The 15,363-nt window shown below is 61.7% G+C and carries 19 protein-coding genes; 10 read left to right on the top strand and 9 right to left on the bottom strand.

The genetic code is table 11. The features are described 5' to 3' along the window. The first annotated feature begins 4 nt into the window (after positions 1 to 4). The 3 genes from EKO19_RS11805 (at position 5) to EKO19_RS11795 (ending at position 1,859) form a co-directional block, all read left to right on the top strand. On the top strand, positions 5 to 991 hold the full coding sequence (locus tag EKO19_RS11805) for an aspartate carbamoyltransferase catalytic subunit (RefSeq protein WP_129776612.1): 987 nt from the start codon (positions 5 to 7) through the stop codon (positions 989 to 991). Between the two features lie 81 nt (positions 992 to 1,072). Next, a complete protein-coding gene (locus tag EKO19_RS11800) occupies positions 1,073 to 1,492 on the top strand; it encodes a hypothetical protein (RefSeq protein ID WP_129776611.1) in 420 nt (139 codons plus the stop codon). A gap of 31 nt (positions 1,493 to 1,523) precedes the next feature. After that, a complete protein-coding gene (locus EKO19_RS11795) occupies positions 1,524 to 1,859 on the top strand; it encodes a hypothetical protein (RefSeq protein ID WP_129776610.1) in 336 nt (111 codons plus the stop codon). A 42-nt stretch (positions 1,860 to 1,901) separates the two neighbouring features. Here EKO19_RS11795 and EKO19_RS11790 read toward each other — a convergent pair whose 3' ends face one another. From EKO19_RS11790 to EKO19_RS11780, 3 genes are all read right to left on the bottom strand, one after another. Continuing rightward, positions 1,902 to 3,029: a PilT/PilU family type 4a pilus ATPase gene (locus EKO19_RS11790; RefSeq protein ID WP_129776609.1), complete on the bottom strand. Its 1,128-nt coding sequence runs from the start codon at positions 3,027 to 3,029 to the stop codon at positions 1,902 to 1,904. An 8-nt stretch (positions 3,030 to 3,037) separates the two neighbouring features. Beyond that, positions 3,038 to 4,201 (bottom strand): PilT/PilU family type 4a pilus ATPase, encoded by a 1,164-nt coding sequence (locus tag EKO19_RS11785; RefSeq protein WP_129776608.1) that lies wholly within the window; start codon positions 4,199 to 4,201, stop codon positions 3,038 to 3,040. 151 nt (positions 4,202 to 4,352) lie between these two features. After that, positions 4,353 to 5,393, bottom strand: a complete 1,041-nt coding sequence (locus EKO19_RS11780; RefSeq protein WP_129776607.1) for a type IV pilus twitching motility protein PilT — start codon at positions 5,391 to 5,393, stop codon at positions 4,353 to 4,355. Positions 5,394 to 5,496: 103 nt separating this feature from the next. Between EKO19_RS11780 and EKO19_RS11775 the strand changes: the two genes are divergently transcribed. From EKO19_RS11775 to EKO19_RS11755, 5 genes are all read left to right on the top strand, one after another. Next, positions 5,497 to 6,234 (top strand): YggS family pyridoxal phosphate-dependent enzyme, encoded by a 738-nt coding sequence (locus EKO19_RS11775; RefSeq protein WP_129776606.1) that lies wholly within the window; start codon positions 5,497 to 5,499, stop codon positions 6,232 to 6,234. 53 nt (positions 6,235 to 6,287) lie between these two features. Next, on the top strand, positions 6,288 to 7,109 hold the full coding sequence (gene proC, locus EKO19_RS11770; RefSeq protein ID WP_129776605.1) for a pyrroline-5-carboxylate reductase: 822 nt from the start codon (positions 6,288 to 6,290) through the stop codon (positions 7,107 to 7,109). Positions 7,110 to 7,117: 8 nt separating this feature from the next. Beyond that, positions 7,118 to 7,651, top strand: a complete 534-nt coding sequence (locus EKO19_RS11765) for a YggT family protein (protein ID WP_129776604.1) — start codon at positions 7,118 to 7,120, stop codon at positions 7,649 to 7,651. Between the two features lie 51 nt (positions 7,652 to 7,702). Then, positions 7,703 to 8,230, top strand: a complete 528-nt coding sequence (locus EKO19_RS11760; protein WP_129776603.1) for a DUF4426 domain-containing protein — start codon at positions 7,703 to 7,705, stop codon at positions 8,228 to 8,230. 360 nt (positions 8,231 to 8,590) lie between these two features. Next, positions 8,591 to 8,902, top strand: a complete 312-nt coding sequence (locus EKO19_RS11755; RefSeq protein ID WP_116810858.1) for an HU family DNA-binding protein — start codon at positions 8,591 to 8,593, stop codon at positions 8,900 to 8,902. A 63-nt stretch (positions 8,903 to 8,965) separates the two neighbouring features. Here EKO19_RS11755 and EKO19_RS11750 read toward each other — a convergent pair whose 3' ends face one another. Together EKO19_RS11750 and EKO19_RS11745 are read right to left on the bottom strand one after the other, a co-directional pair. Next, the gene (locus EKO19_RS11750) at positions 8,966 to 9,424 is read right to left on the bottom strand and encodes a tellurite resistance TerB family protein (RefSeq protein WP_129776602.1); all 459 of its coding nucleotides are present in this window, start codon (positions 9,422 to 9,424) and stop codon (positions 8,966 to 8,968) included. Between the two features lie 16 nt (positions 9,425 to 9,440). After that, entirely contained in the window at positions 9,441 to 10,100 is a 660-nt protein-coding gene (locus EKO19_RS11745; protein ID WP_129776601.1) for an alpha/beta hydrolase, read from the bottom strand. Positions 10,101 to 10,219: 119 nt separating this feature from the next. Between EKO19_RS11745 and EKO19_RS11740 the strand changes: the two genes are divergently transcribed. Then, entirely contained in the window at positions 10,220 to 10,867 is a 648-nt protein-coding gene (locus EKO19_RS11740) for a YbhB/YbcL family Raf kinase inhibitor-like protein (protein WP_129776600.1), read from the top strand. A gap of 95 nt (positions 10,868 to 10,962) precedes the next feature. Here the strand turns inward: EKO19_RS11740 and EKO19_RS11735 are convergent, their stop codons facing one another. The 3 genes from EKO19_RS11735 to EKO19_RS11725 all read right to left on the bottom strand — a co-directional run bounded on the left by EKO19_RS11735 (position 10,963) and on the right by EKO19_RS11725 (position 13,868). Further along, on the bottom strand, positions 10,963 to 11,469 hold the full coding sequence (locus tag EKO19_RS11735; RefSeq protein ID WP_129776599.1) for an FKBP-type peptidyl-prolyl cis-trans isomerase: 507 nt from the start codon (positions 11,467 to 11,469) through the stop codon (positions 10,963 to 10,965). Between the two features lie 24 nt (positions 11,470 to 11,493). After that, a complete protein-coding gene (gene htpG / locus EKO19_RS11730; RefSeq protein ID WP_129776598.1) occupies positions 11,494 to 13,449 on the bottom strand; it encodes a molecular chaperone HtpG in 1,956 nt (651 codons plus the stop codon). A gap of 188 nt (positions 13,450 to 13,637) precedes the next feature. Further along, positions 13,638 to 13,868, bottom strand: coding sequence for a hypothetical protein (locus EKO19_RS11725; RefSeq protein ID WP_129776597.1), 231 nt, complete (start codon positions 13,866 to 13,868; stop codon positions 13,638 to 13,640). A 212-nt stretch (positions 13,869 to 14,080) separates the two neighbouring features. Between EKO19_RS11725 and EKO19_RS11720 the strand changes: the two genes are divergently transcribed. Further along, positions 14,081 to 15,025 (top strand): nucleotide-binding protein, encoded by a 945-nt coding sequence (locus tag EKO19_RS11720; protein ID WP_129776596.1) that lies wholly within the window; start codon positions 14,081 to 14,083, stop codon positions 15,023 to 15,025. A 22-nt stretch (positions 15,026 to 15,047) separates the two neighbouring features. On the opposite strand, the gene EKO19_RS11715 is transcribed toward EKO19_RS11720, so the two are convergent. Beyond that, complete coding sequence (locus EKO19_RS11715) at positions 15,048 to 15,323, bottom strand: hypothetical protein (RefSeq protein WP_129776595.1); 276 nt, start codon at positions 15,321 to 15,323, stop codon at positions 15,048 to 15,050. Between the last annotated feature and the right edge of the window lie 40 nt (positions 15,324 to 15,363).

Below are 15,363 nucleotides of genomic sequence, written 5' to 3'. Positions count from 1 at the left end.
GACTATGAGTACCGACAACAGCGCCCAAATGCAGCGCGACGCCGAAGGGCGGCTGCGACACCTGATCACCCTGGACGGCATGAGCCGCGACGAAATCGTCGCCCTGCTCGACTTGGCCCAGTTCTACGCACGAACGCCCGGCGAACTGGCCGCGCGCGACCAGACCTTGGCCGGACACACCGTCGCCAATTTGTTCTTCGAACCGAGCACGCGCACGCGCGTGTCGTTTGAGCTGGCGGCGCAACGGCTGGGTGCGGACGTGGTCAACCTGGACATGCAGTCGTCCTCTCGCGTCAAAGGCGAGACGGTGCTCGACACGATTTACACGCTGCAAGCCATGCAGGCGGACATCCTGGTGATGCGCGACGCCGAGCCCGGATTGCCGGCGTACGTTGCGAAGTACGTCGCGCCCCATGTTTGTATTTTGAATGCCGGCGAGGCGCATCTGTCACATCCGACGCAGGGGTTGCTCGATGCGCTCACTATCCGCCAGACCAAGGGCGATTTGACCAAGCTCAAAGTTTTGATCGCCGGCGACATCAGTCACTCGCGCGTCGCTCGGTCCGCCTGGCATGCGTTCACGACGCTCGGCGTCGAGGAGCTGCGCATCGCCGCGCCGGAAGATTTGATGCCGGGCAAGGATGAGTTCAAAGGCGCCTCCCGCTTCACTGACATCGACAAGGCGATCAGCGGCGTCGATGTCGTGATGGCCCTGCGCATTCAGCGCGAGCGCATGACCGCTTCGGCGATACCCGACGAAGTGACTTATCACCGCACATTCGGCATCACCGCCGAGCGCCTGACCAAGGCCCGCGCCGGCGCGATCGTCATGCACCCGGGACCGATGAATCGCGATGTCGAGATCGCCAGCGCCGTGGCCGACGGCCCGCAGTCCGTGATCCAGCGCCAGGTGACCAACGGCGTCGCCGTCCGCATGGCCGTGCTCGCCACCATCGCCCGCAACGTGCAGGCGCGCCGGCATTTTCAGTGAACAAACGCGCGGCTCGTCGACGCCGCCGCGTTAGTGCGCCTGAAGTACTGCGTTGATCGGATACTTTCCTGCAGGTGAGCCGTGCGACTGCTGATCGGCATGGACTCGGAACAGGCGGCGGTCATTCGGACCGCCCACGAGATGCATCAAGCGGACGCGCGCTCGCCGCTGCTCGTGCTGATCGGAAGCGCGGGCTCGTTTTCCTTCAAGCCCCGACCGTCGACCATTCTCGTGCCCGGCATGCTCCCCGGCGTGATTGCCGCCGTGCCTTCGCTCGAAGAGTTCGGGGTTGCGAGCCGATTGGCGAGCACCGCCGGCCTGCCCGGCTGCTACGACGGGTCGGCGATCGAACTGGCGGAAGCGTGGCTGAGCGCGCTGACAAAACAACTCCGCACTCAAACCCGGATCGTCACCAGCGGCCCCGCGCACCAGATTGCCGCGGCGGAAGATTTGGGGCAGCGCCTGAGCATCCCTGTGAGTTCGTTGCGAGTGCTATCGTAGCTCCGCGCTTTCAACAAATTCGAGGGATACGATGAAAAGGATAAAATTCGCGGCGGCTGCGTTGCTGTTACCCCTCACGTCGTTCGCGGCCTGGGCCCCGCAACCCGTGACTATCACTGGTTACTACATCTGGGATAACGGTCTGGCGTACATCCGAACAACGAGCAATCTGAATCCCGGCAATGGCTGCACCTCTTCCCAGTATCTGGGAATCGACACTGCGGCATCCAACTTCAAAGCGATCTGGGCGCAGATCCTCGCGGCACATACATCGGGACAGACTGTCACGCTGTACTATGACGGCTGCATCGGCACGACCGAGACCTACCCCAAGATAAGAGCGGTAGCCGTACCTTCCATCTGGTAACAGTTCCGTAACGGCGCATTGCGTGAGGCTGAGCGAGCCCGCTCAGCCGAAGTTGATCTTCGCTTCGAGGTTGGTACGCGAATCGGCGTAGGTCAACGCATCTTCCATCGTGATGCGACCGGCTTTATAGAGTTCGTACAACGCCGTATCGAAGTGCTGCATGCCCTTCTCGGAACTGGTACGCAGAGCTTCCTTCGCTCCCAGCACGTCGCCTTTCTTGATCAGCTCCTGCACGTGCGGCGTGTTGATCAGCAACTCTACCGCCGCCACGCGGCGCTTGTTCTTACCCGGCACCAGACGCTGCGCAATGATCGCGCGCAGGTACTGGGAAATATCCAGGAAGATCTGCGTGTGCTGATCGAGCGGGAACATGTTGATGATGCGGTCGAGCGTTTCAGCCGCGTTGTTCGCATGCAGAGTCGCGAGCACCAGGTGCCCCGTACCCGCCAGCATGATCGCCGACTCCATCGTCTCGCGGTCCCGGATCTCACCGATCAGCAGCACGTCCGGCGCCGCGCGCATGGCGCTGCGAAGCGCGCGGGCGTAGGACTTGGTATCCAGGCCGACTTCGCGCTGATTGATGATGGACTTCTTGTTCGAATGCAGGAACTCGATCGGATCTTCGATGGTGATGATGTGATCCGAGGAATTCTCGTTGCGATAATTGATCATCGAGGCCAGCGTGGTCGACTTGCCCGAGCCGGTCGCGCCGACCATCAGCAGCAGACCGCGCTTCATCATCATCAGATCCTTGAGGATCTCCGGCAGGCCGAGGTCATCCAGACGCGGCATGTCGGCGGTGATGTAGCGAAGCACCATCGCGGGATTGCCGCGCTGATGGAACACGTTCACCCGGAAGCGGCCGAGGCCGGGCTCGGAGATGGCGAAGTCGATTTCCAGCTCGTCGTTGAATGCGTCGATCTGTTCCTGGGTCATCAGACCGTAAGCAGCCTGACGCACCACTTCCGGCGTCAGCATCTGCTTGTTGACCGGAAAGATCTGGCCTTCGATCTTGATCTTGATGGGCGCGTAGGAGGTGAAGAACAAGTCGGAAGCGCGCTTGTCCACCATCAGCTTGAACAACGGCTTGGTATTCAGGACGACCGCGCGTTCCTCGCCGGTGTTGTCCGCGCCCGCCTCGTTGTTGATCGTTTCGCCGTCGGCAGCCATGTTTGTCACTATCTACCAATTACGCCTTCGGTCTCTTCATCCATGATGCGCAAGCTGTCGCTCGCCTCATCGGAAATCTTCATCTCGCGCTTGCTCTCGAGCTTGATGCGCAAGCGCACCTCGTTCTTCGAGTCGGCGTTACGCAGCGCGTCCTCGTAGGAGATCATGCCGCTTTCGTACAGGTCGAACAGCGACTGGTCGAACGTCTTCATGCCGACGCGATTCGACTTGCCCATGACTTCCTTGATCTGCGCGACTTCGCCCTTGAAGATCAGGTCGGCGATCAACGGCGAGTTCAGCATGATTTCCATCGCGGCGATGCGGCCCGTGCCGGACTCGCGCGGAATCAGACGCTGCGAGATCAGCGCCCGGATATTCAACGACAGGTCCATCAACAATTGTTCCCGGCGTTCTTCCGGGAAGAAGTTGATGATGCGGTCCAGCGCCTGGTTGGCGCTGTTGGCGTGCAGCGTCGCGAGCACCAGGTGGCCCGTTTCCGCGAACTGAATGCCGTATTCCATGGTCTCGCGGTCCCGGATTTCGCCGATCAGGATCACGTCCGGCGCCTGCCGCAGGGTGTTCTTGAGCGCGACGTGCCAGCTTTCGCAGTCGACGCCGACTTCGCGGTGGGTAATCACGCACCCCTTGTGGTTGTGCACGTACTCCACCGGGTCTTCGATGGTGATGATGTGACCGCGGGTTTTCTCGTTCCGGTAGTTCAACATCGCGGCCAGCGACGTGGACTTACCCGAGCCGGTCCCGCCGACCAGAATACAAAGGCCGCGCTTGCTCATCACGACATCGCGCAGGATGGGCGGCAGCTGCATCTCTTCCAGCGTGGGGATCTTGGCGTTGATGGTTCGCACCACGCAGCCGATCTGACCCTGCTGCACGAACGCGCTGACACGGAACCGGCCGATGCCGGCGGGCGCGATCGCGAAGTTACATTCCTTGGAGGCGTCGAAATCGCGCGTCTGCTTGTCGTTCATGATGGAACGAACCAGCACGGCCGCCTGCTCCGGCGTGAGCACGCGCTCGGACTGCGGGCGGATTTCGCCGTCGACCTTGATCGCGGGCGGGAACCCGGCGGTGATGAACAGGTCCGAGCCCTTGCGGTCGACGACGCGCTTGAGCAGGTCCTGCATCAGCTTGATGGCTTGTTCGCGTTCCATTTCGCAACCTATTCAAATATCTTCTACCGGGTACAGGATGTACCCCGCCGGCACGGCCCGGCCAGAGGCGGGCAAAAACCACGCCCATCTCCAATGAGACATGGGTCGCCTCCGCGAGCGTCGTGACAGGATGTCCGATCTCTCGCCATGATCAGAACGCATCCTTGTTCTGAGCACGGAAGCGGGCTTCTTCCTTCGTCACCACGCCCTTCTGCAGCAGCTCGGTCAGACATTGGTCGAGCGTCTGCATGCCGTCTTTCTGGCCGGTCTGGATCGCCGAATACATCTGCGCGATCTTGCCTTCGCGGATCAGGTTACGGATCGCGGGTGTGCCGATCATGATCTCGTGCGCGGCCACGCGGCCGCCGCCGATGCGCTTGAGCAAGCTCTGCGAGATGGCCGCGCGCAGCGACTCGGACAACATGGTTCGCACCATTTCTTTTTCGGCCGAAGGGAACACGTCGACGATACGGTCGATGGTCTTGGCGGCCGAGCTGGTATGCAAGGTACCGAAGACCAAGTGACCGGTTTCCGCGGCGGTCAGCGCCAGACGAATCGTTTCCAGGTCGCGCATTTCGCCGACCAGCACCACGTCGGGGTCTTCGCGCAGTGCCGAGCGCAGCGCTTCGGAGAAGCCCAGCGTGTCACGATGCACTTCGCGCTGATTGACCAGCGAGCGCTTGCTCTCGTGCACGAACTCGATCGGATCCTCGATGGTGATGATGTGATCGGGCTTGTTGTCGTTCACATAGTTGACCATCGCCGCCAGGGTCGTGGACTTGCCCGAACCGGTCGGGCCCGTCACCAGCACCAGGCCGCGCGGCTGCATGGCCAGATCCTTGAAGATCTTCGGCGCGTTCAAGTCGTCGAGCGACATGATCAACGAGGGAATGGTCCGGAACACCGCGGCCGCGCCACGGCTCTGATTGAACGCGTTGACGCGGAAGCGCGCCAGCTTGGGAATCTCGAAGGAAAAGTCCGTCTCGTAGAACTCTTCATAAGCCTTGCGCTGCTTGTCATTCATAATGTCGTACACCATGCTGTGTACTTCCTTATGAGTGAGCGCCGGCATGTTGACGCGCTTCATGTCGCCGTCGACACGGATCATCGGCGGCACACCGGCCGACAGATGCAGATCCGAGGCATTGTTCTTGACGGCGAAAGCCAACAGCTGCGCGATATCGACAGGCATGAATCTTCCTTTCAATCCGCGAGCCCTGCCGGGGACGGGTCAGGGTGGCGCGGACGCAAAAGACGAGCGTGCGGCAGTATAACGGAGCGGTATCGGGCTCAATATGTTAACCGGTCCGCAGATTTCGGCTGACACAGTGACAGACAGCGCATCTTCAAACCTGGCGAATAACTGGACGGAAACCCGCCAACGTATCGCTACCGTTGCGTCGCAGTGGGGCAGACTGTGCGATTCCGTGGGGCTGGTCGCAATCAGTAAGGGCCACCCGGCAAGCTGCATCCGGGCACTGGCGGCCCTGGGCCAGCGCGATTTCGGCGAGAATTACCTGCAGGAGGCGCTGCCCAAGCTGCAGGAATTGCAGGACTTGAAGCTGACCTGGCACTTCACCGGCCAGCTCCAGGGCAATAAAACGCGCCCGGTGGCCGAGCAGTTCGACTGGGTCCACACGCTGGACCGGGAGCGCATCGCCATTCGCCTGAACGAGCAGCGCCCCCACTACGCGCCGCCTCTCAATATATGTGTGCAGGTCAGCCTGAGGCCCGAGCCCGGCAAAGGCGGCGTGACCCCGGAGGAACTGCTGCCCTTGGCGCAAAGAGTGGCGACGCTGCCCAAGCTCAAACTGCGCGGCCTGATGTGCATTCCACCGCCGCGCGATACTTTCGAGGAACAGCGCGCGCTGTTCGAGGAACTCGTCGCTTGTCAGCGTCAGCTGCTGGACGCCGGACTGGCGGTCGATACTTTATCGATGGGCATGTCCGAGGATCTCGAGGCCGCCGTGGCTGCGGGCGCGACTTGGGTCAGAATTGGCACGGCCATTTTTGGTAAGCGCCCCACCCGATAGCCGCCCTGGGGCGGCTATCCTCTCATTCGATCTTGAATTTGATCCAGATAAACATGAAACAACGTATTGCATTCATCGGTGGCGGCAACATGGGGCGCAGCCTGATCGGCGGCCTGATCGCCAAGGGCACCGCGCCGTCGCAGCTCGTGGTCGCCGATCCGTACGCGCCAACGCTGCAGTCACTGCAAGCTCAATACAACGTGCAGACCGCCGCCAGCAACGCCGACGCCGTGCGCGATGCGGACGTGATTCTGCTGGCCGTCAAGCCGCAGGAATTGCGTAATGTGGTCAGCGCGCTTCAGGAGCAGATTCAACGCACCCGTCCGCTGATCATCTCGGTGGCCGCCGGCATTCTCGCCGCCGACATCCAGCGTTGGGCCGGCGGCGTGCCGGTCGTACGCTGCATGCCGAATCGTCCAGCGCTGCAAGGCTGCGGCGTCACCGCGCTCTATGCGAACGAGCAAGTGTCGCAAGAGCATCGCGCGCTCGCCGAGCAGATCCTCGGCGCAGTCGGCGCGACGCTGTGGGTCGAGCGTGAAACCGACATGGATACCGTGACCGCGATCTCCGGCAGCGGCCCCGCTTATTTCTTCCTGCTGATCGAAATGCTCGAAGCAGCCGGCCAGTCGCTCGGCCTGTCGGCGGAAGTGGCCCGCAAGCTGGCGGTCGAGACTGCGTACGGCTCCGGCTTCATGGCGCGCGAGTCAAGCGACTCGCCCGCAACTTTGCGCCAGCAGGTCACTTCCAAGGGCGGTACCACCGAAGCGGCACTCAAGCATCTGGAAGCCAACAACGTCCGTGCTATCTTTTCACAGGCCGTCACCGCCGCCGCGCAACGCTCGGCGCAGCTGGCGAAAGAACTGGGTAGCGCGTAACTTCACTCATGGAAGCAATCAGATTCATCGTCGGCACCTTGCTTCAGGTGCTGTTGGTCATGGTCTTCTTGTTGCGCGTCCTGTTACCGCTGGCGCGCGCGGACTCGCGCAATCAGCTGTCGCAGGCCGTGATCCGCATGACCAATCCACTGGTGCTGCCGCTGCGGAAAGTGCTGCCGCCGATCGGCAAGGTCGACACCGCTTCGGTCGTCGCGTTGATCATCGTGCAGGCGGCGGCGGTCGCCATGATGTGGTTGCTCGGCGGTTACCCGGGCATCTTCACGCCCGCGCAGTTCATCCAGGTCGTGTTCCTGATGCTGGTTACGACCGTCCTGCGGTTCTATATCTTCGCCCTGATCCTGTACGCCATTCTCAGCTGGATCGCACCGGGCACATACAGTCCGGCGGCGTCGCTGCTCGATACTCTGTGCGAGCCGCTACTACGCCCGTTGCGCAGGATCATCCCGCCACTCGGCGGCATCGATCTGTCGGCGCTGTTCGCCATCATCATCCTGCAGGCGCTACACATCGCGATCACCTGACGCGACGAACGGTGCTATAAACAGTTCTCCAACGCCTTTTGGAGAACAACGGTGATCAATAACACCAGCAGGCACACCAGCGTTCGCAAGACCCGAGCTTCGTCGATGGGCCCGCTGCTCGCGCTGTTCGCGGCCACCCTGCTCGTGGGCTGCACCGAGAAGCCCGAGCAACGCGCCATGCCGGCGCAGGCACTGGACGAAACCTTCAAGGACTTCGGAAATTACGAGGTGCACTTCAACGCGCTTCGCACCGACGAGCTGACACCCGAGATCGCACGCGCCTACGGCATCCAGCGTAGCGCCAATCGCGTCATGCTCAACGTGACGGTGTTGCGCAAGGAAGCCGAGCATGCGCCGCGCAAGCCGGTGGAAGCCACGGTAGCGGTCGACGCCTACAACTTGAACGGTCAGTTGAAGGATATGGAGATGCGCCGTGTTTCCGAAGGCGAAGCGATCTACTCCATCGGCGAGGTGACCATCGCCGGCACCGAAATCCTGGTGTTCGACATCAACGTCACGCCGCAGGGCGAATCGGCGCCGTTCAACGTGAAGTTGAAGCGCGAATTCGTCTCCAACTGAGCGTGTCACAGGTCGGCAAAAGTCGCGTCTTTTGCCGACCGTATCGAAAGGGCCTCGGCCGCTTTCGATCAGAGTCACATGACCGGCAAAAGTCGCGTCTTTTGCCGACCGTATCGAAAGGGCCTCGGCCGCTTTCGATCGGAGAAGTACCCTTCAGTCGCAATCGCCCGACGACTTTGGCCCGCCGAGCGGGTCCAAGCGCAGTGAGGGAGTGCGCGCGGGCCTGAAAAAACAGGCGAAAAAACGGGTGAGCTGCTTATTTCCCGGCAAATCTTGTGCTATTTTCCGCGCGTCTTGCGATTGCCCGCGACCGATCCATTTCAAGACGGCGCGATTTGTCACTTACTCAGGAGACTACAAATGGCAAAAAAGAATGCTGCGCCGACCAAGTCGGAGATCCTTGCGCAGATTTCCAAGGACACCGGTCTTGCCAAGAAGCAAGTGTCCGATGTGTTTGAGTCGTTGAGCGGCGTAGTGAAGAAGAGCCTGAAGGGTTCGGGACTGTTCACCCTGCCGGGCCTGCTGAAGATGAAGGTTGTGAAGAAGCCTGCCACCAAGGCTCGCGAAGGCATCAACCCGTTCACGGGCGAAAAGATGACCTTCAAGGCGAAGCCCGCCAGCAAGAAGGTGCGCATCGCTGCGCTGAAGAGCCTCAAGGAAATGGTGAACTGATAGTTCACGGCTCCTGATGCTTTCGCGGCGCCGGATTCGTCCGGCGCCGTCCCCGCCCCGACTCTATCGATCGCTCTGCACGACCACTTTCAGCTTCAAGCGCACCCGGTCGCGATCGGAAATATGCAGCAACCCCGCGATTCGCTGGACCAGTTGCTCCTCATGCTTGTCGATCCGGCCGTCGGCGTGACTGACGCGCCAGAGCATCTCCACGATCTGCAGCTTGTCCGCTTCGGGTAACCCCTGATTCAGCCGGTGCGTGAATTCATGCAGCGAGACCGCCTTGTCGGCGCGCTTCGCGGCGTTGACCATCAACACGTCGAGCGCGTCGTCGTTCAGCCCGAACCGTTTCTGCAACAGATGACGGATCGCCTGCACCTCGGCATCGGACTCGGAAAAATCGGCGCGCGCCAGCTCCAGCAGCAATGCCGCCGTCGCCAGCTCGAAAGGCTCGCGATCTTCCAGCACGCCGCGCGGCACCGGATCTTCGCCAAAAATCTTTTTCAATTGCCCCAGTAACATGCGTACTCCGTGAAGCTCAGCGCCCCAGCTGCGCGAGCTCAATCAACCATTGCACCGTGACTTGCCGCAGCTCATTCAAGCGGCCATGGAAGAAGTGTTCCACGCCGCTCAGTATCGCCAGGCGCGGCGACTCCGCCAGAGACTGCGCCCACTGTTGGATGTCATTGGGATCCACCAGTTCATCGCGGTCACCTTGCACGATCAGCCAGGGACATTGGGGTAACGCGCGGTCATCGACGGAGACCCGGCGAATGGCTGGCGCGACTGTCACCAATCTCGCCACATCACGAGCGGCGGCGGCACGAATCGCCACGGCGCCACCGAAGGAGAATCCACCGAGCATCAATCGCGCGCCCGGCCAGCGCTGCGCGGCCCAGTCCAGCACGGCGATCGCGTCGTCAGTCTCGCCGTTACCTTCATCGTAGCTGCCCGTGCTTGCACCCACACCGCGATAGTTGAATCGCACCGATGGCGCGCCCGCTTCGTTGAATGCTCTGGCAATCGAGTACACCACTTTGTTGGTCATGGTGCCGCCGTATTGCGGATGCGGATGACAGATCACCGCGACCGATTCCGGCGCGGCCATCACGGCGGGCAGATCGAGCAGGGCTTCGAGTGTCCCGGCCGGGCCGGGAATGGTCAGCGTTTGCGAGGCGATGGGAGCGGTTGCAGTCATGGTTCCAGGGTACCATTCATGGCGTATGGCACTCTCGCGCGGGCGAAGATTTCGCACCCGCTGAGGGAACATCGACCGCCGTCCTTCGATTCCGTTAGATCCGACCTTGCGAGACTGTCATGAAGCTTAGTTCCGCCAGCTTCCAGCCCGATCAGCCCATTCCGGAGAAGTTCGCGTTCGGCGCGCCGGATCCGGTGCTGCACATCCGCCTCACGGACAACCACAACCCGCAATTGCAGTGGAGCGACGCGCCCGCGCAGACGCGCAGTTTCGCGCTGATCTGCGTCGATCCGGACGTTCCGTCCCAACCGGATGACGTGAACCAGGAAGGCCGCCGCGTCCCGGCGAGCCTGCCGCGCACCGATTTCTATCATTGGGTGATGGTCGATATCCCGTCACAGACTACGGAAATCAAAGCTGGCGAATGCTCCAAGGGCATCGTCGCCGGCGGCAAGAAAGAGCTCGGCGGCCCGACCGGCTCACGCCAGGGCGTGAACGATTACACCGGCTGGTTTGCGGGCGACGCCGACATGAAAGGCACGTACAAGGGTTATGACGGCCCGTGCCCGCCCTGGAACGACGACATCGTGCACCACTACAACTTCACGGTGTACGCGCTCGATTGCGCGAAAGCGCCGGTGGACGGCGATTTCACCGGTCAACAGGTATTGCAGGCAATTCGCCCGCACATCCTGGCGCAGGCGACCGTGACCGGGACTTACTCCAACAATCCCAAGATCAACCAGCCGAAGCCGCTGGACGAATAGCCCTTCGGCATTCCTCCTCCACCGTAGAAAAAAATAAAAATCTATTCCCCCTCCCGTATACGGGAGCGGGCCAGGGGGTGGGTCTTTCGGACCGGCTACGGCGCCGGCGGGGCTGGCGCATCTTCGATCGCCAGCAATTCGATATCGAACAGCAGCGTGGCATTCGGCGGAATCTCGCCGTTGCCCGCGCCCGTCGCGCCATAACCGAGATCCGCCGGGATCACCAACTGACGCTGACCGCCGGGCTGCATGCCCTGCACGCCTTCGTCCCAGCCTTTGATCACGCTGCCCGCGCCAATGACGAAACGAAACGGCCGGCCACTGCGGCGCGAGCTGTCGAACTGCTTGCCCTTGTGGTCGGCCGCATTCGGGTTGTACAGCCAGCCGGTGTAATGCACGACCGCCTGCTGTCCGGAAGAAATTCCTTCACCCGATCCTTTGACGATATCGTTCTTCTGCAACTCGGTGATCGGTGCCGCGTCCGCCGCCGGCGCATCCGCCGGACGGCGAGCCGTGCTGGGAACATCGTTGCTACACGCCGCCGCGAGCACCGTCGCGGCGACGCCAACCAGAACCAATGATGATGAGCGCTTGGTCTTCATGCGCCCATCATACCCGGGCGAGAATCACGCCGTCTTCATCAGCAACCGGTTCAGCCGCTGCACGAACGCCGCGGGCTCGGGCAACTGACCGCCGTCAGCCAGCGTAGCCTGCTCGAACAACAGCATCGACAGGTCGTTGAACTCGGCGTCCTCGGACGTCTTCTCGATCCGCTGAAGCAACGGATGATTCGGGTTCACCTCGAGCGTGGGCTTGCTGGTCGGTGCCTTCTGCCCTGCCGCCTCCATGATCCGACGCATCTGCGCGCCCATATCGTACTGACCGAGCACCAGACAGGCCGGCGAATCCGCCAGGCGCACAGTGACGCGCACGTCGCTGACCTGATCGGTGAGCGCCTTCTTCATGCGCTCCACCAGCTCGGTGTGACCCTTCGACAACTCTTCCTGCGCCTTCTTCTCGTCCTCGGACTGAATGGCCGCGAAATCCAGCTCGCCGCGCGCCACGTTCTTCAGCTGCTTGCCGTCGAACTCGCGCAGGTGATCGACCAGCCATTCGTCGACGCGATCCGACAACAGCAACACTTCGATGCCCTTCTTACGCAGCACTTCCAGATGCGGGCTCGACTTCGCGGCACCGAAGCTGTCGGCGATGACGTAGTAGATCTCCTTCTGGCCTTCCTTCATGCGTCCGACGTATTCCTCGAGCGACACGTCCGACTCAGGCTTGTCCGCCAGCGTGCTGGAGAAACGCAGCAGCTTGGCGATGCGCTCGCGATTGGCATGATCCTCGGCCGGACCTTCCTTCAGCACGGTGCCGAACTCCTTCCAGAACGTCGCGTATTTCTCCGGCTCGTCCTTGGCCATCTTCGCCAGCATGTCGAGCACGCGGCGGGCGAGACCGGTCTTCATGGTCTCTATCGCGGGGTCCTGCTGGAGCATCTCGCGCGAAATGTTGAGCGGCAGATCGGCCGAATCGACCACGCCTTTGACGAAGCGCAAATACAGCGGCAGGAACTGCTCGGCGTCGTCCATGATGAACACGCGACGCACATACAACTTCAGACCGCGAGCGCCTTCGCGATGCCACAGGTCATACGGCGCGCGCGACGGGATATACAGCAGGCTGGTGTATTCCTTCTTGCCTTCGACCTTGCCGTGCGACCACGCCAGCGGATCGGTGAAGTCGTGCGTGACGTGACGATAGAACTCTTTGTATTCCTCGTCCTTCAGCTCGGTACGCGGCCGGGCCCAGAGCGCTTGCGCGGCGTTGACCGTTTCGAATTCGGGCTTGGCGTCTTCCGGCTTGACCTCGGCGACGACCGAGTCGTCTTTCTTCTCTTCGTCCTCCGCTTTATAGGGCGCCGGCTTCGGCATGCGCACGGGGAACGCGATGTGGTCGGAATACTTCCGCACCAGGGAACGAATCCGATACTGATCGGCGAACTCGCGATCGCCTTCCTTCAGATGCAACACGATGCGCGTGCCGCGCTCGGGCAACTCGATATCCGATACGGTGAACTCGCCGTCCGCGGCCGACGTCCAGTGCACGCCAGCGCCCGCTTCGAGGCCGGCACGGCGCGAGAACACTTCCACTTTGTCCGCGACGATGAACGATGAATAGAAGCCGACGCCGAACTGGCCGATCAGCTGCGCGTCCTTTTTCTGATCGCCGGTGAGGTTGGCGAGGAAGTCGGAGGTGCCGGACTTGGCGATGGTGCCCAGGTGCTCGATGGCTTCCTGACGGCTCATGCCGATGCCGTTGTCGACGATGGTGATGGTGTGCGCGTTGTTGTCGGCATCGATGGTGATGGTCAGCTCACCGCCGCCTTCCAGCAGCTCGGGCTTCGCGAGCGCCTCGAAGCGCAGCTTGTCGAGCGCGTCGGAAGCGTTGGAGATCAGCTCGCGAAGAAAGATTTCCTTGTGGCTGTATAGCGAATGGATCATCAGCTTCAGCAGCTGCTTGACCTCCGCCTGAAAACCCAACGTCTGCGTCTGAGTCTCGTGCGTGCCCGTGTCGTTCATGTAGTGCTCTCCATAAGTTCGCGTCGCGCATCGGCCAGCAAAACCTGATGCGGTGATAGGCCCGGTCCGGGGAGGCCGGCCATGATAGATGGACGCGTCGGCTTATGGGGACCCCACGCCGCGAGTTCAAGGCGGGGGTGAGAGCATTCTCCCCGATATATTTTTCGGGGAGATGCCTAACAGCGGGTCTAGCGGGGTTCGGCGAGCGCCGCGCGACGGCGACGCCAATAATCATAGAGCGAGGCCGACAGCATCAGCCCGATGGCGGCCAGGGCGACCTGAGGGGCCAGCAGCAGTGCGAATCCAGTGAGCGCGAACAGAGCGAAGGCCAGCAGGAAACCCAGAATCTTCGGCGCCAGGTGCCGGGCGGCACCCAGGGAATCGTCAAGGTTGTCCCACCACAGCAGCAGGAATTCCATAGGGGTCCTCAAAGTTGATCGGTGACGACTCTAGCGGGGAGTCAATTGGGGTCGGTGTGAGCCGACTCACAGCACGGGCAAGCACGGCCGGTGATGATCGTCACAACTTCCGAGCTTGCGGCGTTGCCAAACGCTGCGTAGGCTGATTCACGACAGAAACTGACTCAATTTGACAGTCGATTGTTGAGGCAAGAACCGCGGCGTCCGCGAGCATGCAAAAGATCGTCGTTCTAAATCCCAAGGGCGGGTCCGGCAAGACCACGATAGCGACCAACCTGGCCAGCTATTTCGCGCTCGAGAAGCTGCGACCCACGCTCATGGACATGGACGCCCAGGGCTCGAGCACGCACTGGCTCAGCAAGCGCACCCAGGAGCAGCCGCTGATCCACGGCATTGCCGCTTACGAACGTAATACCGGATTGACCCGCAGTTTCGCCACTCGTCTGCCACTGGATACAGAGCGCCTCGTGGTGGATACGCCGGCAGCGGTCGAGCCGCAGAAATTGCCCGACATCACGCGTAACGCCACCGCCGTGCTGGTCCCCGTCTTGCCCTCGGACATCGACATTCACGCCGCGGCTAAATGCATATCCAATCTGCTGCTGATTGCCAAGCTCCGTCGCGATGAGCAGCGCATCGCCGTGATCGCCAATCGAGTGAAGAAGCAGACGCTGGTCTACAAGTCGTTGATGAAGTTTCTGGAGAACCTGCAGATTCCAGTCATCGCGACGCTGCGCGACTCGCAGGCTTACATTCGCTCGGCGGAGATCGGTCTGGGCGTGTTCGAGATGAAACCGAATTCGGTGCGCGAGGACCTGGAGCAATGGTTGCCGCTGGTCGGCTGGCTCGCGCAACGCAAGCCGCTGCACATCGAGCCGGGCACGCCGGCGATTACTTCGGCGCTGACGACCGCGCCCAAGGTCGCGACAGTGACCTTGGAATCGGTCGCTCCATCGCCGCCACCCTCACCGACGAAACCTTCCGTCTTTACTCCACCGACCGCGGCCACCACGCCTCAACTCAATCCTCGCGCGGTGATGAATGCGGTGGTGACTCCCGCCAGCGCTCTGTCGTCCACCAAGGGCACCGGCAACACCAGCAAGATCGAGCGTTCGGAGTCCTTACTCCCGTCACTGCTTCGCCGCGTCTTCGGCTGAAGCAGTCAGCTCACGAAGCGCGTTACTTGCCGCCCTTCGTATCCTTGTCCCAATTGCTCTTCACCTTGTCGGTCCAGCTCTTGTAGTTGGACCAGGTGTGCAACGAACGCGTGATGGCGGCATGACGCGAGTTGCTCGCGGCCGGCTGCGCACGATCGAGCCAGTTGGCTCGCTGCTGCTCACGCGGCGGCGTGTTGGAGCTGGCGGCGCGCACGATGGCGCCCGCATTCTCACCCGCCCAGGCACGGTGCCGGCCAGTGGCGGTCATCTCGTCGAGTTTCGGTTCAGTCGTGGTCATATGTGATCTCCTGTTGCGAGCGAAGTTACGGAGCACACAC

It is taken from the genome of Peristeroidobacter soli, assembly GCF_004138485.1.
GTDB classification, from domain to species: Bacteria; Pseudomonadota; Gammaproteobacteria; order Steroidobacterales; family Steroidobacteraceae; genus Steroidobacter; species Steroidobacter soli.
This window is presented reverse-complemented; position numbering and strand designations above follow the sequence as displayed.